This window comes from Roseivivax sp., assembly GCF_054552075.1.
Window position 1 is genome coordinate 1 of record NZ_JBTOLZ010000033.1, and the last position, 21,627, is coordinate 21,627.

Consider the following 21,627-nt stretch of genomic DNA (forward strand, 5'->3'; position numbering starts at 1 on the left):
GGGGGTCCGGGGGCAGACAGCCCCCGGCCTCGCCTCCCCGCGCGCGCTCAAAGCGACGCGCGCGCCCCCCCCACAAAAAAGACCCCGGCCACCCCCGACACGCCAGCACACAGGCCTGACCGGGCCTCAAATACCTCTCGGGGGTCCGGGGGGCAGACAGCCCCCCGGCCTCTCCGCCCCGCGCGCGCTCAAAGCGACGCGCCCACCCCCCCTCACAACAATGACCCCGGCCACCCCCGACGCGCCACCACGCAGGCATGACCGGGCCTCAAATACCTCTCGGGGGTCCGGGGGCAGACAGCCCCCGGCCTCGCCGCCCCGCGCGCGCTCAAAGCGACGCGCCCGCCCCCCTCACAACAAAAAACCCGGCCACCCCCAACGCGCCAACGCGCAGGCATGACCGGGCCCAAAATACTCTCGGGGGGTCCGGGGGGCAGACAGCCCCCCGGCCTCTCAATCAGGCACTGTCAGTCGAGGTAATCCGACCGCTGCAGCCCGTATTTCGCCATCTTCTCGTTCAGCGTCCGGCGCGGCAGGCAGAGCTCGTCCATCACGCTCGAGATCGAGCCCTTGTGGCGGCGCATGGTGTTGTCGATCAGCATGCGTTCGAAGGCTTCCACGTATTCCTTCAGCGGCTTGCCCTCGGTGGTCATCACCGGCTGCATGTCCTCGTGGTCGTTCATCAGGAGCGAGGAGATCGTGCCTGTCCCGCGGCGCGACTGCAGCACCGCGCGTTCGGCGAGGTTGATGAGCTGGCGCACGTTGCCCGGCCAGGGCGCCTGCAGGAGCTGCGCGGCCTCCTGGGCCGAGACCTGGGGCGCCTCGCAGCCGTATTCCTCGGCATAGCTTTCAGACAGCCGGGTGAAGAGCGTCAGGATGTCCTCGCCGCGCTGGCGCAGGGGCGGCACGGTGATCCGCAGCGCCGCGAGCCGGTAGAAGAGGTCCGAGCGCAGCGCCGTCTCGCAGGTCTTGCCCTCGTCCTGCAGGTTGCAGATCGCCACGATCCGGGTCTCCGGCGGATTGCCCTGGTCGTTGATCACCGACAGGAGCCGCGCCTGGGCGCCGTCCGAGAGGCTCTCGATGTCCTCGAGGACCAGCGTGCCGCCGCGGGCCTCCTCGATGGCCGGCAGGCGGCTGTCGTCGGGGTCCATCGGCCCGAAGAGCCGCTTGGTCAGCGCCGCCTCGTCCATGGCCGCGCAGGGCAGGAGCACGAAGCGCTTGCCCGCCCGGCTGCCGACCGCGTGCAGGGCGTGGGCGACCAGCGTCTTGCCGGTGCCGGTCTCGCCCTCGATCAGCACATGGCCGTCGGCCTGGCCGAGATCGAGGATGTCCTCGCGCAGCCGCTCCATGGCCGGGGCCTGGCCGATGAGCTTCTGCATGATCTGCCCGCCGTCCGAGAGCTCGCGGCGGAGCTGCCGGTTATCCAGCGTCAGTCGCCGGGCGTTGGTGGCCTTCTTGGCCAGGTCCGACATGCGTTCGGGGTTGAAGGGCTTCTCCAGGAAGTCGAAAGCGCCAATGCGCATGGCTTCCACCGCCATGGGCACATCCCCATGGCCGGTGATCATGATCACCGGCAGCGAGCTGTCGAGCCCCATGAGCTTCTTCAGAAGCTGAATGCCGTCCATGCCCGGCATCTTGATGTCGGTGATGACGATGCCCGGATAATCCGCTCCGACGGTCTTCAGCGCCTCCTCGGCGCTGCCGAAGCTTTCGGTGTCATAGCCCGAGAGCGCCAGCCACTGACTGATCGATTGGCGCATATCCTTCTCGTCGTCGACGATCGCGATTTTCATAGCCTTTGCCATTGTTCTCTTATTCCGCGGCTTGAGTGTCTTCGGTCATGATCGGCAGTTGCATCTCGAAAACGGCCCCACCGCCCTCGGCGTTCCGCGCGGTGAGCCGTCCGCCGAGGTCGCTGACGATTCCCGAGGAAATCGCCAGCCCCAGTCCGGTGCCGTCTCCGGGCTGCTTGGTGGTGTAGAATGGCTCGAACAGCGCATCGAGATCCTCGATGCCATGGCCGTTGTCGCGCACGCTCAGGGTTGCCGTCTCGCCATGGGCGAGCAGGATCTCGATCTCGGGGTTGCGCACCGATTTGGTCGCGTCGAGCGCGTTGCGCAAGAGGTTGATCAGCACCTGTTCGATGCGCATCCGGTCGCCCATGACATGCACCTTCTCGTCGGGCAGCACCCGGCTGATGCGCACCTGGCGGGCGCGGAGCTGCGGCTCCATCATCGCCAGCGCCGAGGTCACCGCCTCGCCCATCTCCACCGGCGAGAACTCCTCCTGGCCCTTGCGGGCATAGGATTTGAGCTGCCGGGTGATGGCGCCCATGCGTTCGATCAGGTCGTCGATGCGGTGGAAGGCGCTCAGCGCCTCGTCGGGGCGGTTGCGGCGCAGCAGAAGCCGGGCGCCGGCGAGATAGGTCTTCATCGCGGCAAGCGGCTGGTTCAGCTCGTGGCTGACCGCCGCCGACATCTCGCCCAGGGCGGCGAGCTTGGAGCTTTGCGCCAGGGTCTGTTCCGCGACCGCGAGGTTTTCCTGCACGCGCTCGCGCTCGGCGATCTCGCGCTGGAGGCGCAGGTTGAGCTGGCGCAGCTCGCGGCTTTCGCGCTGGAAGAGCGCCATGCGCAGCGCGGTCTTGCGGCTGAGCGCGTAGAAGGCCAGCGCCGCCAGGAGCGCGAAGCCCATGATCTCGAGCGCGAGCACCGCGTTCACCCGTTCGCGCACGCTTTGGTAGGTGGTGAAGGAGGTGATCGACCAGCCCCGGAAGGGGATGCGCCCGTCGATCCGCATCACCGCCTGGCCGCCGACATAGGCGTCGGCGGGCAGCGCGGTCCAGTCGGTGGTGGCCTGGATCGCGCGCTCGATGGCGCTGTCGGGAGGCTGGCGCGCCAGCGCCGCCTCGACCGTCAGCCCGCGCCAGCGCGGCTCGGTCGCCAGGATGATCCGGCCTTCGCTGTCGGTAACCAGCACCGCGTCCGAGATGCCCGCCCAGGCGCGTTCGAATTTCGCCAGATCCGCCTCGACGACGATGACGCCAAGCGCGTTGCCCTGGCTCTCGACCCGGCGGGAATAGGTGAAGGTGTAATTGCCGACCTCGTTGGGGATCGAGGTGAAGACCGTCGAGGACGAGCGCATGGCCTCCACGAAATAGGGCGCGTTGCGATGCGCCGCGCCGAGCCGGGCGCGATCGGTCGCGGCCACGGTCCGGCCTTCCTCGTCGAGCAGCATGAGCGAGGCCGCGCCGATCTCCTCGACGAAGGAGATCAGCCGCTGGGTCGATTGGCTGTAATCGTCGGTGTTGAGCGCGTTGATCAGTGCGGGGTCGCGCGCCAGGAGCTGCGGCACGATGGCGTTGCGGCGCAGCTCGGACAACAGGTTGCCGCTGTAGAGCGCCAGCCGCAGCTCGGCGCGATTGCGCGTGGTCTCGGTGAACCGGTCGGTCAGAAGCGCGTTCGTCACCCAGACCGTCGCCACCGCGGCGGCGAACAGGGCGACCAGCGCGGCGCGCACGCGCCACGACAATGGCCCGGGCCCGGGGCGGGATGTGTCTTCGGACGGCGTCTCCGACATGGATATGTCATAGGCCCCGAGAGGCCCCGCCACAAGTCAGGCGGCCGCCAGGGCCCCGCTCAGATGGGCGAAAAGACGCTGACCGTCGGTGCCGCCATGGCCCGGATCGGCGGCGCGCTCGGGATGCGGCATCATGCCGAGCACCCGGCGGTTGGCCGAGAGAATGCCCGCGATGTCGCGCTGCGAGCCGTTGGGATTGCGGCCGTAGCGGAAGGCCACGCGGCCCTCGCCCTCGAGCCGGTCCAGCGTCTCGGCATCGGCGTAATAATTGCCGTCGTGATGGGCGATGGGGATCATGATCTCCTCGCCCGCGCTGTAGCCCTGGGTGAAGACGCTGTCGGTCTCGCCCACCAGGAGCGGCTCGGTGCGGCAGATGTATTTCAGCCCGGCGTTGCGCAGGAGCGCCCCGGGCAGAAGGCCGGTCTCGGTCAGGATCTGGAAGCCGTTGCAGGGACCGAAGACATAGCCGCCCCGGCCCGCGTGATCGACCAGCGCCCGGCAGATCGGCGAATTGGCGGCGATGGCGCCGCAGCGCAGGTAGTCGCCGTAGGAGAAGCCGCCCGGCACGCCGACGATGTCGGTGCCCTCGGGCAGCGCTGTCTCCTTGTGCCAGACCATCTGGGTCTCGAAGCCCGCGGCGCGGAAGGCCTGCGCTAGGTCGCGGTCGCAGTTGGAGCCGGGGAAGACCAGGACGGCGGCGCGCATCACAGCACCTCGACCCGGTAGCTTTCGATCACCGTGTTGGCGAGCAGCTTCTCGCACATCTCGCCGACCTGCGCCTCGGTGGTGCCCGGGGCCAGGTCGAGCTCGATCACCTTGCCCTGGCGGACGCCCTCGACGCCCTCGAACCCCAGCGCGCCGAGCGCGTGGCGGACCGCCTCGCCCTGCGGGTCGAGAACGCCGTCCTTCAGCATCACATGAACCCGTGCCTTCATCGCATCTGCCCCTTGTCGTTACCGCGCCGCCCCGGGCCCGGGCTTCTTTCAGTTGATCAGCGTCGGCTTGGTGACCGGCTGGTTGTTCTTGGGCATCACGCCCAGGCGCCGCGCCACCTCGGTGTAGGCATCGGCCAGGTTGCCGAGATCGCGGCGGAACACGTCCTTGTCGAGCTTCTGCCCGGTCTCGATGTCCCAGAGCCGGCAGCTGTCGGGCGAGATCTCGTCGGCCACGATGAGCCGCTGGAAGTCGCCCTCGAAGACGCGGCCGATCTCGATCTTGAAATCGACGAGCCGGATGCCGACCGCCATCATCACGCCCGAGAGGAAGTCGTTGACCCTGAGCGCGAGGCTCAGGATGTCGTCCATGTCCTGCTGGCTGGCCCAGCCAAAGGCGGCGATATGTTCCTCGGTGACCAGCGGATCGCCGAGCGCGTCGTCCTTGTAGTAGTATTCCACCACCGGCCGGGTGAGCGGCGTGCCCTCCTCCATGCCTAGGCGCTTGGCCATGGAACCCGCCACCACGTTGCGCACCACCACCTCGAGGGGGATGATCTCGCAGGAGCGCACGAGCTGCTCGCGCATGTTCAGCCGCTCGATGAAATGGGTCGGCACGCCGATCTGGTTCAGCCCGGACATGAAGAACTCCGACAGGCGGTTGTTCAACACGCCCTTGCCGTCGATCACATCCTTCTTCTCGGCGTTGTAGGCGGTGGCGTCGTCCTTGAAATACTGGACGATCGTGCCCGGACGCGGGCCTTCGTAGAGAACCTTCGCCTTGCCTTCGTAGATCTTCTTGCGGCGTGCCATGCGGCCCCTTTCCCAAGATACAGGAATCGGCACGGGGGAAGCCCCCGCGCCCGTTGCGCGACCTTTAGTCGAAGCCCCGAAAACCCGCAAGCTGCGCAGGCGCACGCTTGCCCGAAGCCCCTGATTGACCGTATCATAACCGAACAGACGCATTTGTCGGGAGGCCCGGAATGACCACCTTCGACGACCGCGAAGCCGCGTTCGAGAACAAGTTCGCCCACGATCAGGAAATGCTGTTTCGTGCAGAGGCCAGGCGCAACAAGCTTCTGGGGCTCTGGGCGGCGGAGCGCCTGGGCCTCTCGGGGCCCGAGGCGGAAGCCTATGCGCGCGATGTCATCAAGGCCGATTTCGCCCATGCCGGCCACGAGGACGTGCTGCGCAAGGTGGCCGATGATCTCGGCACCGGCTCCAGCGACGACGAGATCCGCGTGAAGATGCATGAGCTCCTGGCGCTGGCCAAGGCGCAGCTGATCGACGAGCATTGAACCGGCGCTCCGGCTCATCATCTTCTTGAACATTATGAATTTGCGTCATGGCGCGCCTTCGGGCATTGCGCGGGGACACCTTTCCCGCGACTCGCACGGAGACCGCCCGACATGTCCAATGCCCTGACCGACCTGCTGCAAAGCCGCGACTGGCTGCTCGCCGACGGGGCCACCGGGACCAATCTGTTCAACATGGGGCTCTCCTCGGGCGATGCGCCGGAGTTCTGGAACATCGACGAGCCCGAGAAGATCCGCGCGCTCTACCGGGGCTCGGTCGATGCGGGATCGGACCTGTTTCTCACCAATTCCTTCGGCGCCAACGCCTCGCGGCTGAAGCTGCACGACGCCGCCCATCGCGCCCGCGAGCTGTCGCGGGTCTCGGCCGAGCTCGGCCGCGAGGTGGCCGATGCCTCGGGCCGCAAGGTCGTGGTCGCGGGCTCGGTCGGCCCCACCGGCGAGATCATGCAGCCCGTGGGCGAACTGACACATGAGGCTGCCGTGGAGATGTTCCACGAACAGGCCGAGGGCCTGAAGGAAGGCGGCGCAGACGTGCTCTGGGTCGAGACGATCAGTGCGCCCGAGGAGTTCCGCGCCGCCGCCGAGGCCTTCGCGCTGGCGGACATGCCCTGGTGCGGCACCATGAGCTTCGACACCGCCGGGCGCACCATGATGGGCGTCACCTCCGAGGATATGGTCAAGCTCGTCGAGGGGCTGTCGAACCCGCCGCTGGCCTTCGGGGCGAACTGCGGCGTCGGCGCCTCGGACCTGTTGCGCACCGTCCTGGGCTTCACCGCCGCGGGCCCCACCCGGCCCGTCGTGGCCAAGGGCAACGCAGGTATCCCGCGCTTCGAGGATGGCCATATCCACTACGACGGCACGCCGGACCTCATGGCCGAATACGCCGTGCTGGCCCGCGATTCCGGCGCCACGATCATCGGCGGCTGCTGCGGCACCATGCCCGAGCACCTCGAGAAGATGCGCGCCGCGCTGGAGACCCGCCCCCGGGGCGAGCGTCCCTCGCTCGAGACCATCGCCGAGAAGATCGGCGGCTTCTCCTCCGAGAGCGACGGCACCGGCGAGAACGAAGGCGGCCAGCGCCGCGCCGGCGGACGCCGCCGCCGCCGGGGCTGATGACCCTAGAGAAGCGTCAGCTGATCGCCCCTCCGCGGCGGCGGGCGGAAGAGGTCGCAGCGCAGCGGCGGCACGCTCCGGTCGAGGCCGAGGCGCCGCGCCGCCAGCTTGAAGCGGCTGGCGATGATCTCGGCGTAATGGCCTTCGCCGCGCATCCGGTGGTGCCACTGGGCGGAATACTCCTTGCCGCCGTGCATCTCGCGCAGCCGCGCCATGACGCGGGCCGCGCGGTCGGGGTAATGGGTCTCGAGCCAGTCCTGCCAGAGCGGCGAGACCTCGCGCGGGAGCCGCAGCATGATCCAGCTCGCCGCATCCGCGCCCGCCTCGGCGCCGGCCTCGAGGATCGCCTCGAGCTCGGGATCGGTCAGCGCCGGCACAACCGGAGAGACCATGAGCCGCACCGGGATGCCCGCCTCGCTGAGGCGCCGGACCGTCGCCAGCCGTCGCGCGGGCGCGGGCACCCGCGGCTCCATCCGGCGCGAGAGCTGCGCATCGAGCGTGGTCACCGAGATGCCGACGCGGGTCAGCCCCTCTGCGGCCAGGTCCGAAAGGATGTCGATGTCGCGCTCGATCAGCGTGCCCTTGGTCACGATGCCCACCGGGTGCCGGAAGTCGCGCAGCACCTCGAGCAGGCCGCGCATGACGCCCTGGTCGCGCTCGATCGGCTGGTAGGGGTCGGTGTTGGTGCCGATGGCGATGGGCGCCACGCTGTAGCGCCGCGCGCGCAGCTCGCGGGCCAGGACCTCGGGCGCCTCGGGCCGGGCCACCAGCCGGGTCTCGAAATCGAGCCCGGGCGAGAGCCCGAGATAGGCGTGGCTCGGCCGCGCGAAACAGTAGATGCAGCCGTGCTCGCAGCCCCGGTAGGGGTTGATCGTGCGGTCGAAGGGCAGATCGGGCGAGCGGGTGTAGTTGATCACGCTGCGCGGCGTCTCGACCGAGACCTCGGTGCGCAGGAGGCGCATCTCCTCGGGGATCTCCCAGCCGTCGTGGTCGTCGGCGCGGGAGAACCGTTCGAACCGCCCCGCGTCGCGGCTGGCGGCGCCGCGCCCGCGGCGGGCCTCGGGGGCGATATCGGTCTGATGACGGCGCATGCCGTCAGACTAGAACGGAAGAAGAACATTCACAAGCGCCCCCGCAGGGGCCCGGGCCGCGCGCATCGCGCGTCGGTCGCGGGACGGCGCATGTCGCAATCCGGCGATTGCTGTGCGGTGAAAAGCCACATAGCTGCCGATCAAGGCGGCGCCCGTGACGGCGCCCGAACCAGAGGACGTGCCTAATGTCTGACGAAGAAGACGATCTGATCCTGTCCGAACTGCCCGACGAGGAGCTCGTGCCGCAGATGCACGACGACCTCTACGACGGGCTCAAGGAAGAGATCGAGGAAGGCGTGAACATCCTGCTCGAGCGCGGATGGCAGCCCTACGAGATCTTGACCGAGGCGCTGGTCGCCGGCATGACCATCGTCGGCCGCGACTTCCGCGACGGGATCCTCTTCGTGCCCGAGGTGCTCTTGGCGGCCAACGCGATGAAGGCCGGCATGGCGATCCTGAAGCCGCTCCTGGCCGAGACCGGCGCGCCGCCGATGGGCAAGATGGTGATCGGCACGGTCAAGGGCGACATCCACGACATCGGCAAGAACCTCGTCTCGATGATGATGGAGGGCGCGGGCTTCGAGGTGGTGGACCTCGGCATCAACAACGCCGTGGAGGCCTATCTCGAGGCGATCGAGCGCGAGAAGCCCGACATCCTCGGCATGTCGGCGCTGCTGACCACCACCATGCCCTACATGAAGGTCGTGATCGACACGCTGAAGGAACAGGGCATCCGCGACGATTTCATCGTGCTGGTGGGCGGCGCCCCCCTGAACGAGGACTTCGGCCGGGCGATCGGCGCCGATGCCTACTGCCGCGACGCCGCGGTCGCGGTCGACACCGCCAAGGAACTGGTGGCGCGTCGGCACAACCAGGCGGCCGCGCAGTAATCCGCCAAAGGCGGGTGACCTTCCGTCACATCGGGCCCCCTCTCGCGCCGAGGGGGCTTTTTCTTTCCACGACTGTGCCCCATATTATTGGCAGGGAAAGGAGAAATCATGCCCGTGACATCCTTCGCACTCACAATCCTTCTGGTCGTGGCCGCAGCGGCGCTGACCGTCTGGGCCATGAGCGCGTTCGGCGTCCTGGCGGTGATGCCCGTCCTGCTGGTGGTCGCGCTCATCGCGCGCTGGGGGCTTGGACATGTCCCCTATGACGACAGCCACACCTGACGACGCCACACTTCGCGACAAGGGCTACGCCGAGGGCGGCTCCGGACGCATCCTGCTGATCGCCTGCGGGGCGCTCGCGCGGGAGATCCTCGACCTGCGCGCCGCCAATGGCTGGGATCACCTCGATCTCACCTGCCTGCCCGCGATCCTGCACAACACGCCCGAGAAGATCACGCCCGCCGTGCGCCAGGCCGTTGAGAAGGCCCGCGGGGACTACGCACGCATTTACGTGGTCTACGGCGACTGCGGCACCGGCGGCGGGCTGGCGGCGGCCTGCGAGGAGATGGGCGTGGAGATGGTGCCCGGCCCCCATTGCTACAGCTTCTTCGAGGGCAACGCGGGGTTCGCCGCCCGCGAGGAATGCACCGCCTTCTACCTCACCGATTTCCTCGTGCGCCAGTTCGAGGCTTTCGTCTGGCGCCCGCTCGGCCTCGACCGCCACCCCGAGCTGCGCGAGATGTATTTCGGCAATTACGAGACGCTCGTCTACCAGGCCCAGACCGACGACCCGGCGCTGACCGAGCGCGCCCGCGACTGCGCCGCGCGCCTTGGGCTCGCCTTCGAGCGGCGGATGACGGGCTACGGCGACCTCGGCGCGACGCTGGCGCATTGGGCGGAAAGCGGCACGGCGCGGGGGTGACGGTGGCACTTGCTGTGCCGGGAGGCGGCGGGTGAGCGGTGCTGGGAGGCGGTCGGCCCCGGGTCTTTAATGCTTGGAAAGCTGGCACGTCCCTGTGGGCCCAGGCCTTCGACGCCCACGCGCCCTGCCCCGCTCATCCGCCTAACCCGCTACTCCCCCTGCGCCGCCAGCACCGCCGAGACCGGCACCAGCGCGAGGTCGTTGGTGCGGTCCTGCAGCCCCCAAAGCAGCAGCGCCGAAACGGTGTCCGCCGTCAGCCGGCCAAGCGCGATGACCGCGCCGTCCTGCCGGGCGCGCAGCGCCACGCGGTCGAGCATCCGGCGCTGCATCGTCGGGTCCTGCCCGTCGCCGTCGAAGTCGCGGAAGACCGCGCCCGCGGGCACGCCGCCGCGCCGCGCGAGGTCGGTCGCGGTGTTCAGCCCCTGCCCCTGCATCACCAGCGCATGGCCCGAGGCGGCGAGGTAATCGGCCACCTGTTCGGAGACATCGCGCGAACCCTGAAGCCCGCCCTCGGGGGCCTCGAGCACGCCCACCACCTCGGGAAGCGCGCCAAGCGCGGCCTCGAGCGTGACCTCGACGTCGCGGGCCGCGGCGCCTTCGGGCAGCGCGGTCAGCGCCAGCACCTCGAAGCCGCGTTCGCGGTAGCCCCGCATGCGCGCCGCCGCGTCCGGCGCGGTCGGGTCGACGGCGAAGGAGAGCGGGAAGGGAAAGGCCTCGAGCGCCGCGGGCCCGAGCGGCCCGGTGCCCGGGTCCATCAGGATCACCGCGAGGCGCGGCTGGCCCGCCTCGGCCTCATGCGGGACGGCGTAGCGCTGATAAGGCGGCGCGTCGGGGTCGAGGCCCTTGGTGCCCTCCGCCACGCTGGCCGGGGTATCCTCCGGCGCGGGCGTGACGTCCTCGGGCGTCTCGCCGATGCGCGGCAGACGGGTGCTGCGCGCGGCATCCGCGCGCTCGGTCGGAGATGTCGCGGGCCGGCCCACCTGCGGGCGGCCGGCCTCGCTGTCGGGCGGACTGAGCACCGCCACCTCGTCCTGCGCCTGCGGCGCGGGGTTTTCAGGCGGGGTGGTCTCTGCGTTCGGGGCCTCGGGGGCGTCCTCCGGGGCCGCTGCCATGGCGTCGGGGGTCGGGGTGGTCTGGGCGGTGCTCTCTTGGGTGGTGCTCTCGCCCGCTTCGGATGCGTCTGCGTTGGCCGCCGGGTCGGCGGGCTGGCCACTGTCGGCGGCGCTGTCTTCTGCGGCACTATCTTCAGCGACACTCTCAGGGGCCACGGCCTCGCCAGCGTCACCACCCTCGGCCCCTTCATCCTTCGGACCCGGAGAGCTCCCCTCGGCATCATCCGAAGCAGCCTCTGATCCCTCGCCTGTCTCAGCCATCGCAGCCGCCCCTTCCGGCGCTTCCGGCGCGACATCCGCCCCCTCCGGCGCGGCCAGCGCCATGCCATCGCCCTCGGGCGCGGCCTCATCGGCTCGGGCTGGATCGGCCAGCGCGACCTCCATGTCCGGCGCAGAGCCCGCCTCGGGCGCCGCGCCACGGGCGGGTGCCTCGGCGCTCTGCGTCTCGGGGGCCGGGCCGCTGTCGGGGCTTTGCGTGGTCAGGCTCTCGGGCCCCGGCGCTGCGCGAGGGGCGTCGCCCGTGACGGGCTGGTCCGGGGCCGCGCCCTCCGAGGGCGCCGCGGCAAAACCGGCCTCGCCGTCCGAGACCTCGGGCCGAGGCGGCTCCGCCGGGGCCTCGGCCGCCTCTGGCGCGCGCTCGCTCGCGGGTGCCTCAAGACCCGCGCCACCCGGAGCGGCGCTGACCGGCGCATCCGCGCCCGGCGCGACCAGACCCGCCGCACCCGGCTCCGGCGCCTCCGAAAGGCCCTCCGCAGGCGCCGTCACCTCGGGGGCCGCGGCGGAGCGCCTGTCCGCGCCGTCGGCCAGCGGAGCATCCGGCGCGGGCGCGACCAGCCCGCCGGACGAACGGCCCGGCGCGGGCGCCGCATCGGCCCCGGGCGCATCCGTCCCGGCCTGTCCCGGCTCGGGCGCGGCCCCGGCCTCGCGATCCTCGCCCGCGACCTGCGGCTCGGGCATCAGCCCCGCCGGCGGCTCGGGATAGCCCTGGGTCAGCGACAGAACCGCCGCGCCCCCCGCCGCGATCACAACGCCCGTCATCGTGCCTGCCAGAAATCCGCGCGCCATGGCCCGTCCTTACCCTTGCGCCCCGGTCCCGGGGCCTGCCTGAAGTCTCGCGGCCTTCTCCCGGCGAAGCGCGCGGGCCGCGGCGCCGCCCTGCGCCCTTGACCTCCTCGGGCCGCTCGGACCATCTATACCGGAATTCGCCCCGCCCGGACCAGCCCCCGCGGCCCCACAAACCGTCGGAAACAGGCCAGAACATGCTGCTGCTCATCGATAATTACGACAGCTTCACCTATAACCTCGTGCACTACCTGGGCGAGCTCGGCACCGAGGTGACCGTGCGCCGCAACGACGCGCTCGACGTGCAGGAGGCCATGGCGATGAAGCCCGCGGGCATCCTGCTCTCGCCCGGACCCTGCGACCCGGACCAGGCGGGCATCTGTCTCGCGCTGACCGAGGCCGCCGCCGAGACCGGAACGCCGCTCCTGGGCGTCTGCCTCGGCCATCAGACCATCGGCCAGGCTTTCGGCGGCAGAGTCCAACGCCACAGCGACATCGTGCACGGCAAGATGGGCCAGATCCGCCACGAGGGCGGCGGCGTCTTCGCCGGGCTGCCCTCGCCCTTCGCCGCGACGCGCTACCACAGCCTGGTCGTTGCCCGCGAGGGCCTGCCCGACTGCCTCGAGGTGACCGCCGCGCTCGAGGACGGGACGATCATGGGGCTCTCGCACAAAAGCCTGCCGATCCACGGGGTGCAGTTCCACCCTGAAAGCATCGCCTCGGAACACGGGCACAAGCTTTTGAAAAACTTCACCAACCTGCTTCCGGTACCGGCATGAGCGAGAGCCTGAAACCGCTGATCTCGGCCGCTGCCGAACGCCCGCTGACGCCCGAGGAGGCCACCCGCGCCTTCACGTTGCTCTTCGAGGGCGAAGCCACGCCGAGCCAGATCGGCGGCTTCCTCATGGCACTGCGCACCCGCGGCGAAAGCGTCGCGGAATATGCCGCCGCAGCCTCGGTCATGCGCGCCAAGTGCCACAAGGTCGCCGCGCCCGCGGGCGCCATGGACATCGTCGGCACCGGCGGCGACGGCAAAGGCACGCTGAACATCTCGACCGCGACGGCCTTCGTGGTGGCGGGCGCCGGGGTGACGGTGGCGAAACACGGCAACCGCAACCTGTCGTCGAAGTCCGGCTCGGCCGATGCGCTGACGCAGATGGGCGTCAAGGTGATGATCGAGGCGGGCCGGGTCGAGGCGATCCTGCGCGAGGCGGGCATCTGCTTCATGATGGCGCCGATGCACCATCCGGCCATGGCCCATGTCGGCCCGACGCGCCAGGAGCTTGGCACAAGAACGATCTTCAACATATTGGGGCCGCTGACGAATCCGGCCTCGGTGACGCGGCAGCTCACCGGCGCCTTCTCGCGCGCGATGATCCGGCCCATGGCCGAGACGCTGCAGGCCCTGGGCTCCGAGCGGGCCTGGCTGGTGCATGGCGGCGACGGCACCGACGAGCTGTCGATCGCGGGTGTGAGCCATGTCGCGGCGCTGGAAGACGGCGCGATCCGCGAGTTCGAGGTGCACCCCGAGGACGCGGGCCTGCCCGAGCATCCCTTCGAGGCGATCCTCGGCGGCACGCCCGAGGAGAACGGCCGCGCCTTCCGCGCGGTCCTGGGTGGCGCGCCCGGCGCCTACCGCGACGCGGTGTTGCTGAACGCCGCCGCAGCGCTGGTGGTCGCGGGCCGTGCGGGTGATCTGAAGGAGGGCGCGGCGCTCGGGGCCGAGAGCCTCGACAGCGGCGCGGCCATGGCCCGGATCGAGGCGCTGGCGCGGCTGTCCCAGGCGTGACGCCGCCCAGCCCGCCCGCCGCCTGGGCGCATCTGCCCTTTTTCGCGACCCATTGGCCGCGCATCGCCGCGCGGCTGGCCGCCGAACAGCGCTTGATCCTGCCGCCCGCGCCGCAGGTCTTCGCCGCGCTCGAAGCGGCCGACCCGGCGGATGTGCGGGTGGTGATCCTGGGCCAGGACCCTTACCCAACGCCCGGCCATGCCAATGGCTTCGCCTTCTCCACCGCCCCGGAGACGCGGCCCCTGCCCCGGAGCTTGTCCAACATATACAAAGAGTTGCAGGCCGACCTTGAGGTGACGCGCAGCGACGGCGACCTCTCCGACTGGGCCGCGCAGGGCGTGCTTTTGCTGAACACCGCGCTGACCGTTCCGGCCGGCGAGGCTGGCGGCCACGCCCGGCTCGGCTGGCAGCGGCTCACCGAAGAGGTGCTGGACGCGCTCTCGGACCGGCCGCGGGCTTTCCTTTTGTGGGGTGCCAAGGCGCAGGCCTTTCGCCCCTTCATTCGCGGCGCCGAGCACCTTATCCTGAGCGCGCCGCATCCGTCGCCCCTGTCGGCGCGCCGGGGGTTTTTCGGCTCCCGGCCCTTTTCGCGGATCAACGCTTGGCTTAGGTCACAGGCTGATTGCGACATCAACTGGTGAGGACATGACAGAGACCATTCTTGACAAGATCAAAGCCTACAAGCTCCAGGAAATCGCCGCGGACAAGGCCACCATGCCGATCGACCTGATCGAGGAGGCCGCGAAGAACGCATCCGACCTGCGCCCCTTCGCCGACAGCCTGAAGCGCGCGCAATCCTCGGGCTACGGGCTGATCGCCGAGGTCAAGAAGGCGTCTCCCTCCAAGGGCATCATCCGCGAGGATTTCGACCCCGCTGGTCTGGCCCAGGCCTATGAGCGCGGCGGCGCGACCTGCCTGTCGATCCTGACCGACATGCCCAGCTTCAAGGGCGCGAAGCCCTACCTCAGCCAGGCGCGCAACGCCACGCGGCTGCCGGCGATCCGCAAGGATTTCATCTACGATCCCTACCAGGTGATCGAGGCCCGGTCGCTGCATGCCGATTGCATCCTGCTGATCATGGCGACCCTCGAGGACGACCAGGCCGCCGAGCTGGAATCTGTCGCCCATGACTGGGGCATGGATGTGCTGGTCGAGGTCCACAACGAGGCCGAGCTCGAGCGCGCGCTCAAGCTGAAGTCGCGACTGATCGGGGTGAACAACCGCGACCTGCACAGCTTCGAGACCTCGCTCGAGACCACCAAGCGGCTCGCGGCGCTGATGCCGGACGATGCGCTGGTCGTCTCGGAATCGGGCCTCGCGGCGCCCTCCGACCTGGCAGAGATCGCCGAGGCCGGGGTGCGCAGCTTCCTCATCGGCGAGAGCCTGATGCGCGAGGACAACGTCGAGGCCGCCACGGCCAAGATCCTCGCCGATCCGGTGGCCTGAGCGCATGGCGGGCGGGCTCACCCATTTCGACGCCAAGGGCGACGCGCATATGGTCGATGTCTCCGACAAGGCGGTGACCGCGCGCGTCGCCGTGGCGCGGGGCTGGGTCCGCATGTTGCCCGAGACCCTGGAGATGACCCGCGAGGGCCGCGCCAAGAAGGGCGACGTGATCGGCGTGGCCCGGCTCGCGGGGATCATGGGCGCGAAGAAGACACCCGAGCTGATCCCGCTTTGCCATCCGCTGCCAGTGACCAAGGTCGCGGTCGAGGTGACCCCCGATGCCGAGCTGCCCGGGCTGCGGATCGAGGCCACGGTCAAGACCACGGGCCAAACCGGCGTCGAGATGGAGGCGCTGACCGCCGTCTCGACCACGGCGCTGACCGTCTACGACATGCTCAAGGCCGTGGATAAGGGTATGCAGATCGGCGGCATCGAGGTGGCGCTCAAGGACGGCGGCAAGTCCGGCCGCTACGAGGCGCCGTGATCTCGGTCGAGGCGGCGCTCGAGGCGCTCTTTGCCCTGACGCCCGAGCTCGAGGCCGAGCGCGTGCCGCTGCGGCAGGCCTCAGGGCGGGTGCTGCGCGCGCCGGTCACCGCCCTCCGCGACCAGCCGCCTTTTGCCGCCGCCGCCATGGATGGCTATGCGGTCGCCGAGGCCGCGCCGGGCGCCCGGCTGCGGGTCCTCGGTGAAAGCGCTGCCGGTCATCGCTTCGAAGGCCCCGTGGGCCCGGGCGAAGCGGTGCGGATCTTCACCGGCGCGCCGCTGCCCGAAGGCGCGATGCGGGTGGTGATCCAGGAGGATGTGACCCGCGAGGGCGATCAGATCACCCTGGGCGACAACCTCGATGCCGGGACGCATATCCGCGCCGCCGGCGTGGATTTCCGCGCGGGCGACCGGGTCGCGGCGCCGCGGCAGCTGGGGCCCAATGACATCGCGCTTCTGGCGGCGATGAATGCGGCCGAGCTGAGCGTCGCGCGCCGCCCGCGCATCGCGCTGATCGCCACCGGCGACGAGCTGGTCAGCCCCGGAGAGACGCCGGGCCCGGACCAGATCGTCGCGTCCAACACCTATGGGCTGGCCGCGCTGTTCGAGAGGCTGGGCGCCGAGGTGCGGCTTCTGCCCATCGCGCGCGACAGCCGCGCGGCCCTGGGCGCGGTCCTGGGGCTGGTGGCCGATGCGGACCTGGTGATCACCGTGGGCGGCGCTTCGGTTGGCGATCACGACCTGGTCGGCGAGGTCACCGAGACCCATGGGCTCGAGCGCGCCTTCTACAAGGTCGCGATGCGGCCGGGCAAACCGCTCATGGCCGGGCGATTGGGCGCGGCGATGATGATCGGCCTGCCGGGCAACCCGGTCTCTGCCATGGTCTGCGGCCATGTCTTCGTGGCGCCCGTGTTGCGCGCCATGCAGGGGCTCGGCGCCGCGCCCGCGCCACGGCAGCGGGGGCGTCTGGCCCATGACCTGCCCGCCAACGGGCCGCGCGCGCACTACATGCGAGCGGCGCGGGGGGCTGAGGGGCTGCGTGTCTTCGAGCGCCAGGATTCGAGCCTCCTGTCGGTCCTGGGAGAGGCCGATGCGCTGGTGGTCCGCCCGCCGGAAGACCCGGCGCGCCGCGCGGGCGAGACGGTGGAATATATCGCGATCTGAGAAACGCGGCGGGGTGTGGCGGCGCAGAAACGCGCGGGCAGCTCGGTTTGGAATGCCGCGAAACGGTTTTGCCCTTCCAAACGCGCGGCGTAGCGCAGCTACGATTTTTCCGAGCAAAGGTCCTGCAATTTTCTTAGAAATAATCATGAGGCCGGGGCTTCCCGGGCTTTGGGTTGGGCGCTGCCTCCCTCTGGCGCGTCGGAGCTTCCCTTCGTCCCAGACTCGCTTGATGGCTCCGCAGCCGCCCCACCTTCTGCCGCTCCGTCCGCAGGTGGCTTCGGCTTTCGGCGCGGCAGGTAGGTGTCGATGTCGATGCCCAGCGTCTCGTCGACCAGGTCGGTCAACTCGTTGAGCGAAAAGGGTTTCGGCAGGAAGGCCGCGTCGGCCAGCTCGGGGCCGGAGCGGTCGAGCGCCTCTTCGGCGTAGCCCGACATGAAAATCACCGGTGTGCCGGAATGTTGGGCGCGCGCCTCGGTGATCCAGCTGGGGCCATCGCGGCCGGGCATGATCACGTCGGAGATGAAGAGATCCACCGCCATGCCGCTGCCCGAGAGCAGCTCCAGCGCGGCCTCGGCGCTGGCGGCCTCCGTGACCTTGTAGCCGCGCAAAGTAAGCGCGCGGCTGGCAAAGGCGCGGACCGGGGCCTCGTCCTCGACCAGCAAGATGTTGCCCCGGGCGCGGCCGCGAAGCCGGCCGCGCGGGACCTCGCGCGGGGCGGGGTCGGGCTGTGGCAGCGGTCCGTCGTGGGCGGGCACATAGATCGAGAAGGTGGTGCCTGCGCCCGGCGCGCTTTCGACGAAGATGAAGCCGCCGGTCTGTTTCACGATGCCATAGGCGGTGGAGAGGCCGAGGCCCGTGCCCTCGCCTTGGCGCTTGGTGGTGAAGAAAGGCTCGAAGACCTTGCCGAGCTGGTCCTGCGGGATACCCTGCCCGCCGTCGATCACCCGGATGCGCACGTAGGAGCCCGCGGGCAGCCGCGCGCGGTCGCGGCGCAGCGGTTCCTCGAGGGTGACATGTTCGGTCTCGATGCGGATCTCGCCGCCCTCGGGCATGGCGTCTCGGGCGTTGACCACGAGGTTCATCACCACCTGTTCGAGCTGCCTGCGGTCGCCGCGCACCGGCGGCAGATGGGGGTCATGGGTCAGGATCAACCGCGTGCGTTCGCCGACCAGCCGGTTCAAGAGATGGGTCAGGTCCGAGAGCGTCTCGCGCATGTCGAAGATGCTGGGGCGCAGGGTCTGCTTGCGTGAGAAGGCCAGGAGCTGGCCGACCAGGCTGGCGGCGCGGTTGGCGTTCTGGCTGATCTGCACCAGGTCGGCGTAGTTCGGATCGGCGGCGTCGTGGCGCAGCAGCATGAGGTCGCAATGGCCGGTGATCGCGGTCAGCAAGTTGTTGAAATCATGGGCAACGCCGCCGGCGAGCTGGCCGATGGCCTGCATCTTCTGGCTTTGCACGAATTGCGCCTCGAGCGTCTTGAGCTCGGTCGCGTCGTTCAGGACAGCAATCAGGATGCGGCGCCCGGCTTCGGTCGTGGGGGTCAGCGTCACCTGCACGAATGCCTCGCGGTCGTCGCGGACGAGGCGCAGGAATTCCGAGCGGTTGAGGCCGCGGCCCTCGGCCGCCTCGGAGAGCCAGTCGGCGATCGAACGGCCCAAGCCTTCCATGTAGCGCGGCAGGCGCGCGCCCTCGAGCTTTTCCGCGCCGAGGAGCTGGCGGGCGGTTTCCGTGGCAAACAGGATCGTGCCGTCGCCCGCCACCTTCAGGACCGCCACGGGCAGTTCCGAGAGGCTCTGGTCCGCGCCCACCTTCGGCAGTTCGGCGGGGATCACCGCCAGTTCGCGGCAGCCGGGCCGGTCCTCGAGCGCGGCGACATGCGCCTCGCGCGGGCCCTGGGCGGTCTTCAGCCGGTAGATCCGATCCTCGGCGATGGGACCATCGGCCACCAGTTGATCGGCGCGACACGGGCGCTGGCCGATCAGCCGCCGCCCGGCGGCGTTCATCGACAGGACCTTGCCGTCCTGGCCCAGGGTGACCAGCGGGATCGCGGTTTCCGCGTCTGGCCCCAGCCGTTCGATCCGCCAGAGCATCCATTTGCCGAGCGGCCTGAGCGACAGGAGATGCGCCGCGCCGGCCAGCCGGGTTTCGCGGGTGGCGTGGCCTTCGGCCCGGGCGCAGGCCAGGAGCATGTCGGGATCGACCGGCGGATCGGCCCCGGCCAGCCCGGTCCGCAGCGGCGTGTCGGCCCCGAGCGCCAGCGCGGCGCAGGCGGCGGGATTGGCGTAGACCAGCCGCCCCGTGCCATCGGTCACGCAGCCCGGGACCGGGTCGTCGCGGATCAACGCCACGAGCCCGCGCCGCGCCCCGGGCAGGAGCAGCCAGCGCAAAAAGAGCCCCAGCGCCAGCGCGCCGCCAAGCGCCGCAAGCGTCAGCCCCGGGTCGGGATCGAGCGCCGTCAGCCGGGCCAGCGCCAGCCCGGCCAGGATCAGAAGAACGCCCAGGATCGGCAGCCAAAGCTCCCTCCCGCGCCGCGCGCCCTGCCCCGTATCGCCCGTCATGCCGCAAGTTCCCGGACCGTTCGCTCCGGTCAATCTCTAGGGCAAAGACCTTAACAAAGGCTGAAAGGCGGGGATCAGGCCCCGGCGCGCTGCAGGACCGCGTGGTAGAAGCCGTCGCCCTCGGCGTCGGGCAGCGCAAGCGCCTCGCGCGACAGGGAAAACTCCGGGTGCTCCGCCAGGAAGGCCGCGACCTGGGCCACGTTTTCGCGCGTGAGCACCGAGCAGGTCGCATAGGCCAGCACCCCGCCCGGGCGCACCAGGGGCGCCACCTCGCGCAGGATCGCGGCCTGGGTCGCGCAGAGGTCAGCCAGCGCCTCGGGCGTCAGGCGCCACTTGGCCTCGGGCGCGCGCCGCCAGGTGCCGCTGCCGGAACAGGGCACATCGGTCAGCACCAGGTCGAAAGGCCCCTTAGGGCGCTCGGTCACCCGCAGATCGGCGCCGGCGCGGGCCGCCCGATCGGGCAGGTCGCGCATCCGGCGGGGATCGGCGTCATGGGCCCAGACCGGGCCGCCGCCGAGCCGGGCGGCCAGCGCCAGGCTCTTGCCGCCGCCGCCTGCGCAGTAGTCGAGGACGCGGTCCCCCGGGGAGAGCGGCAAATCCGCGACGGCGACCTGGCTCGCGGCGTCCTGCAGCTCGACCAGGCCCGCGCGAAAGGCGCGGGAGCCGGCGACGCGGCGGGGGTTCTCGGTGACGCTCAGCGCGGTCTCGGCGCGGGGGTTGGGCCTGGTGGCGATGCCCTCTTCCGCCAGCGCCTCCGCCGCGACATCGCGGTTTGTTTTCAAAAGGTTGACCCGCAGGGTGATCGGCGCGCGGGCACGCAGGGTCTGGGCGATCTCCCGGGCTTGATCAGCCCCGTGATCGGTGCTGAGCGCCTCGAAGAGCCAGTCGGGCAGATCGCGCGCCTCGGCCTCGGGCACCTCGGGCGCCAGCGCCTCCGCGTCGCTCAGCGGCGCGGGCGCATGGCCTTCTCCGGTGAAGAGCTCCTCGGGCGCGAGGCCCTGTTGCCGCAGAAGCCCGATCATCCGGGCACGGCCGGTGGTCCCACCGCCCGCCGCCGCCGCGGAGCGCCACATCCGCAGCGCGTCGAAGACGTGATCGCGCACCGCCGCGCGGTCTTTCGAGCCGGCGAAGCGCGCGCCCCGCGCCCAGCGGGTCAGCGCCTGTTCCGCCGCCATGCCCCCGGCCACGCGGTCGAGGATCTCGGCCGCCGCCTGCACCCTTGCGCCTGGCGTCATATCCGGGCTCAGCCGATCCGGTAGTTCGGCGACTCCCGCGTGATTGCCACGCCGTGCAGGTGCGTCACAATTACCTGATGCGCATTGTTTTTAATGGTCATTTTCGATCTCCCGCATCAGTGAACATCAGTGAATTTCACCCTGTCGTCACCTTTACCTGCGTATGAGGCTGGATGGAAGGCCACCACTCCTCTTCCAGAACTGTGGCGACTTCGAGTATTGGGCCGAGCTTGCGGCGCTTGTATGCCAGGGTCATAGGGCTACCCTGGTCGAAGAGCTGCCGCCGGGTCTTCGATGAGATGTCGAAGTGCCCCATCACCGATGAGATCGCAGCATCGCTTACTCGCTCATCGAGCCAGTCTGCAAATGTCCGCCGGATGCTGTACCAGTTCGCGCGGGCTTCACCAGGCTTGAGACGGTCGTCGATGCCAGCCCTCGCGACAAGACGCTGGATCATCTGCGTCCAATTCCTGGCCCCCTCTGCAATCGGGCCGCCCTTCTCCCAGATGAGATACCCGTCGCCGTGCTGCTCGATCAGTCTGTTCAGGATGCGCGGCATCGGGCCTGTTATCGGGCGCGGTGGTGCCGGAGATGTACGGCATCCGAGGTGGGATATGTGTCGTCACGCCGTCCGACTTTGCCGTTGCGCAGACCTCTGCCGCGCTTCCAACGATGTCGGCGACCGTGTTCGGGTGGAGCCGAGGAGTGCCGCCTTCCGTCTTCGTTCTAAGCTTCGCCTTGTTGTGGGTTGGCCTGATCTTGCCGGATTCCATGCCCATCACCAGATCGCGCAGCGCTGACTGACCTGCTCCCCGTAGAGTCCGCGTTCTTTAGTTCGCTCTGTTCAGGTTTTGGTCCCCTTTCGACCGTTGGTGATATTCCCACGGGGTGAGCCCGTCGAGGCTCGTGTGGGGGCGGTGGTGATTATAGTCGGTGCGCCA

Annotated in this window: 22 protein-coding genes; 11 read left to right on the forward strand and 11 right to left on the reverse strand. The window is 69.8% G+C overall.

All coding sequences use genetic code 11. From position 1 onward, the window contains the following. Positions 1 to 467 precede the first annotated feature (467 nt). From ACX938_RS17615 to purC, 5 genes are read right to left on the reverse strand one after another with little or no spacing between them, the layout of a single operon-like run. Positions 468 to 1,805 carry a sigma-54-dependent transcriptional regulator gene (locus ACX938_RS17615; RefSeq protein WP_232755337.1) on the reverse strand — a complete coding sequence of 446 codons (1,338 nt, stop codon included), beginning with the start codon at positions 1,803 to 1,805 and terminating at the stop codon, positions 468 to 470. A 7-nt stretch (positions 1,806 to 1,812) separates the two neighbouring features. Further along, positions 1,813 to 3,576 (reverse strand): sensor histidine kinase, encoded by a 1,764-nt coding sequence (locus tag ACX938_RS17620; RefSeq protein ID WP_232755338.1) that lies wholly within the window; start codon positions 3,574 to 3,576, stop codon positions 1,813 to 1,815. A 36-nt stretch (positions 3,577 to 3,612) separates the two neighbouring features. Continuing rightward, positions 3,613 to 4,281 (reverse strand): phosphoribosylformylglycinamidine synthase subunit PurQ, encoded by a 669-nt coding sequence (gene purQ / locus ACX938_RS17625; protein ID WP_459432019.1) that lies wholly within the window; start codon positions 4,279 to 4,281, stop codon positions 3,613 to 3,615. Continuing rightward, on the reverse strand, positions 4,281 to 4,511 hold the full coding sequence (purS, locus tag ACX938_RS17630) for a phosphoribosylformylglycinamidine synthase subunit PurS (RefSeq protein WP_232755340.1): 231 nt from the start codon (positions 4,509 to 4,511) through the stop codon (positions 4,281 to 4,283). Before purS ends, purQ begins: the two co-directional genes overlap by 1 nt. A gap of 48 nt (positions 4,512 to 4,559) precedes the next feature. Next, positions 4,560 to 5,321, reverse strand: a complete 762-nt coding sequence (gene purC / locus ACX938_RS17635) for a phosphoribosylaminoimidazolesuccinocarboxamide synthase (protein ID WP_232755341.1) — start codon at positions 5,319 to 5,321, stop codon at positions 4,560 to 4,562. Between the two features lie 170 nt (positions 5,322 to 5,491). Between purC and ACX938_RS17640 the strand changes: the two genes are divergently transcribed. Both ACX938_RS17640 and bmt read left to right on the forward strand, forming a co-directional pair. Beyond that, positions 5,492 to 5,806 carry a DUF1476 domain-containing protein gene (locus tag ACX938_RS17640; protein ID WP_232755342.1) on the forward strand — a complete coding sequence of 105 codons (315 nt, stop codon included), beginning with the start codon at positions 5,492 to 5,494 and terminating at the stop codon, positions 5,804 to 5,806. 111 nt (positions 5,807 to 5,917) lie between these two features. Then, entirely contained in the window at positions 5,918 to 6,937 is a 1,020-nt protein-coding gene (bmt, locus tag ACX938_RS17645) for a betaine--homocysteine S-methyltransferase (protein ID WP_459432020.1), read from the forward strand. A gap of 5 nt (positions 6,938 to 6,942) precedes the next feature. Here the strand turns inward: bmt and ACX938_RS17650 are convergent, their stop codons facing one another. After that, entirely contained in the window at positions 6,943 to 8,028 is a 1,086-nt protein-coding gene (locus ACX938_RS17650; RefSeq protein WP_459432021.1) for a PA0069 family radical SAM protein, read from the reverse strand. A 185-nt stretch (positions 8,029 to 8,213) separates the two neighbouring features. On the opposite strand from ACX938_RS17650, the gene ACX938_RS17655 reads away from it, so the two are divergent. From ACX938_RS17655 to ACX938_RS17665, 3 genes are all read left to right on the forward strand, one after another. Continuing rightward, on the forward strand, positions 8,214 to 8,918 hold the full coding sequence (locus ACX938_RS17655; protein WP_232755344.1) for a corrinoid protein: 705 nt from the start codon (positions 8,214 to 8,216) through the stop codon (positions 8,916 to 8,918). Positions 8,919 to 9,026: 108 nt separating this feature from the next. Then, the gene (locus ACX938_RS17660) at positions 9,027 to 9,200 is read left to right on the forward strand and encodes a hypothetical protein (protein WP_232755345.1); all 174 of its coding nucleotides are present in this window, start codon (positions 9,027 to 9,029) and stop codon (positions 9,198 to 9,200) included. Then, a complete protein-coding gene (locus ACX938_RS17665) occupies positions 9,181 to 9,840 on the forward strand; it encodes a DUF1638 domain-containing protein (RefSeq protein ID WP_459432022.1) in 660 nt (219 codons plus the stop codon). Before ACX938_RS17660 ends, ACX938_RS17665 begins: the two co-directional genes overlap by 20 nt. Before the next feature lie 149 nt (positions 9,841 to 9,989). On the opposite strand, the gene ACX938_RS17670 is transcribed toward ACX938_RS17665, so the two are convergent. After that, positions 9,990 to 12,017, reverse strand: a complete 2,028-nt coding sequence (locus ACX938_RS17670) for a divergent polysaccharide deacteylase family protein (RefSeq protein WP_459432023.1) — start codon at positions 12,015 to 12,017, stop codon at positions 9,990 to 9,992. A gap of 194 nt (positions 12,018 to 12,211) precedes the next feature. Between ACX938_RS17670 and ACX938_RS17675 the strand changes: the two genes are divergently transcribed. Genes ACX938_RS17675 through ACX938_RS17700 form a run of 6 tightly spaced genes read left to right on the forward strand, consistent with a single transcriptional unit; the run spans position 12,212 to position 16,896 of the window. After that, a complete protein-coding gene (locus ACX938_RS17675) occupies positions 12,212 to 12,793 on the forward strand; it encodes an anthranilate synthase component II (protein ID WP_459432024.1) in 582 nt (193 codons plus the stop codon). After that, positions 12,790 to 13,803, forward strand: coding sequence for an anthranilate phosphoribosyltransferase (gene trpD / locus ACX938_RS17680; protein ID WP_459432025.1), 1,014 nt, complete (start codon positions 12,790 to 12,792; stop codon positions 13,801 to 13,803). The genes ACX938_RS17675 and trpD overlap by 4 nt, the downstream gene beginning before the upstream one ends. Then, on the forward strand, positions 13,800 to 14,444 hold the full coding sequence (locus ACX938_RS17685) for a uracil-DNA glycosylase (protein WP_459432026.1): 645 nt from the start codon (positions 13,800 to 13,802) through the stop codon (positions 14,442 to 14,444). The genes trpD and ACX938_RS17685 overlap by 4 nt, the downstream gene beginning before the upstream one ends. Positions 14,445 to 14,448: 4 nt before the next feature. Continuing rightward, positions 14,449 to 15,249, forward strand: coding sequence for an indole-3-glycerol phosphate synthase TrpC (gene trpC / locus ACX938_RS17690; RefSeq protein WP_459432027.1), 801 nt, complete (start codon positions 14,449 to 14,451; stop codon positions 15,247 to 15,249). Positions 15,250 to 15,253: 4 nt separating this feature from the next. Further along, positions 15,254 to 15,733: a cyclic pyranopterin monophosphate synthase MoaC gene (moaC, locus tag ACX938_RS17695; protein WP_459432028.1), complete on the forward strand. Its 480-nt coding sequence runs from the start codon at positions 15,254 to 15,256 to the stop codon at positions 15,731 to 15,733. Then, a complete protein-coding gene (locus tag ACX938_RS17700) occupies positions 15,730 to 16,896 on the forward strand; it encodes a molybdopterin molybdotransferase MoeA (RefSeq protein ID WP_459432029.1) in 1,167 nt (388 codons plus the stop codon). Before moaC ends, ACX938_RS17700 begins: the two co-directional genes overlap by 4 nt. Positions 16,897 to 17,039: 143 nt before the next feature. Here the strand turns inward: ACX938_RS17700 and ACX938_RS17705 are convergent, their stop codons facing one another. The 4 genes from ACX938_RS17705 to ACX938_RS17720 form a co-directional block, all read right to left on the reverse strand. Next, positions 17,040 to 19,451, reverse strand: coding sequence for an ATP-binding response regulator (locus tag ACX938_RS17705; protein WP_459432030.1), 2,412 nt, complete (start codon positions 19,449 to 19,451; stop codon positions 17,040 to 17,042). A gap of 74 nt (positions 19,452 to 19,525) precedes the next feature. Continuing rightward, the gene (locus tag ACX938_RS17710) at positions 19,526 to 20,686 is read right to left on the reverse strand and encodes an RsmB/NOP family class I SAM-dependent RNA methyltransferase (RefSeq protein WP_459432031.1); all 1,161 of its coding nucleotides are present in this window, start codon (positions 20,684 to 20,686) and stop codon (positions 19,526 to 19,528) included. Between the two features lie 136 nt (positions 20,687 to 20,822). Then, on the reverse strand, positions 20,823 to 21,245 hold the full coding sequence (locus ACX938_RS17715; protein WP_459432032.1) for a hypothetical protein: 423 nt from the start codon (positions 21,243 to 21,245) through the stop codon (positions 20,823 to 20,825). Between the two features lie 271 nt (positions 21,246 to 21,516). After that, the coding region (locus ACX938_RS17720) for an integrase core domain-containing protein (RefSeq protein WP_459430238.1) at positions 21,517 to 21,627 on the reverse strand (111 nt) is incomplete at its 5' end.

Coding starts and splice junctions, on each gene's coding strand:
- purS (WP_232755340.1), bottom strand. CDS start 4,511: ATGAAGGCACGGGTTCATGTGATGCTGAAGGACGGCGTTCTCGACCCG.
- ACX938_RS17675 (WP_459432024.1), top strand. CDS start 12,212: ATGCTGCTGCTCATCGATAATTACGACAGCTTCACCTATAACCTCGTG.
- purQ (WP_459432019.1), bottom strand. CDS start 4,281: ATGCGCGCCGCCGTCCTGGTCTTCCCCGGCTCCAACTGCGACCGCGAC.
- trpD (WP_459432025.1), top strand. CDS start 12,790: ATGAGCGAGAGCCTGAAACCGCTGATCTCGGCCGCTGCCGAACGCCCG.
- ACX938_RS17715 (WP_459432032.1), bottom strand. CDS start 21,245: ATGCCGCGCATCCTGAACAGACTGATCGAGCAGCACGGCGACGGGTAT.
- ACX938_RS17660 (WP_232755345.1), top strand. CDS start 9,027: ATGCCCGTGACATCCTTCGCACTCACAATCCTTCTGGTCGTGGCCGCA.
- ACX938_RS17665 (WP_459432022.1), top strand. CDS start 9,181: ATGACGACAGCCACACCTGACGACGCCACACTTCGCGACAAGGGCTAC.
- ACX938_RS17705 (WP_459432030.1), bottom strand. CDS start 19,451: ATGACGGGCGATACGGGGCAGGGCGCGCGGCGCGGGAGGGAGCTTTGG.
- purC (WP_232755341.1), bottom strand. CDS start 5,321: ATGGCACGCCGCAAGAAGATCTACGAAGGCAAGGCGAAGGTTCTCTAC.
- bmt (WP_459432020.1), top strand. CDS start 5,918: ATGTCCAATGCCCTGACCGACCTGCTGCAAAGCCGCGACTGGCTGCTC.
- trpC (WP_459432027.1), top strand. CDS start 14,449: ATGACAGAGACCATTCTTGACAAGATCAAAGCCTACAAGCTCCAGGAA.
- ACX938_RS17640 (WP_232755342.1), top strand. CDS start 5,492: ATGACCACCTTCGACGACCGCGAAGCCGCGTTCGAGAACAAGTTCGCC.
- ACX938_RS17655 (WP_232755344.1), top strand. CDS start 8,214: ATGTCTGACGAAGAAGACGATCTGATCCTGTCCGAACTGCCCGACGAG.
- moaC (WP_459432028.1), top strand. CDS start 15,254: ATGGCGGGCGGGCTCACCCATTTCGACGCCAAGGGCGACGCGCATATG.
- ACX938_RS17615 (WP_232755337.1), bottom strand. CDS start 1,805: ATGGCAAAGGCTATGAAAATCGCGATCGTCGACGACGAGAAGGATATG.
- ACX938_RS17710 (WP_459432031.1), bottom strand. CDS start 20,686: ATGACGCCAGGCGCAAGGGTGCAGGCGGCGGCCGAGATCCTCGACCGC.
- ACX938_RS17650 (WP_459432021.1), bottom strand. CDS start 8,028: ATGCGCCGTCATCAGACCGATATCGCCCCCGAGGCCCGCCGCGGGCGC.
- ACX938_RS17670 (WP_459432023.1), bottom strand. CDS start 12,017: ATGGCGCGCGGATTTCTGGCAGGCACGATGACGGGCGTTGTGATCGCG.
- ACX938_RS17620 (WP_232755338.1), bottom strand. CDS start 3,576: ATGTCGGAGACGCCGTCCGAAGACACATCCCGCCCCGGGCCCGGGCCA.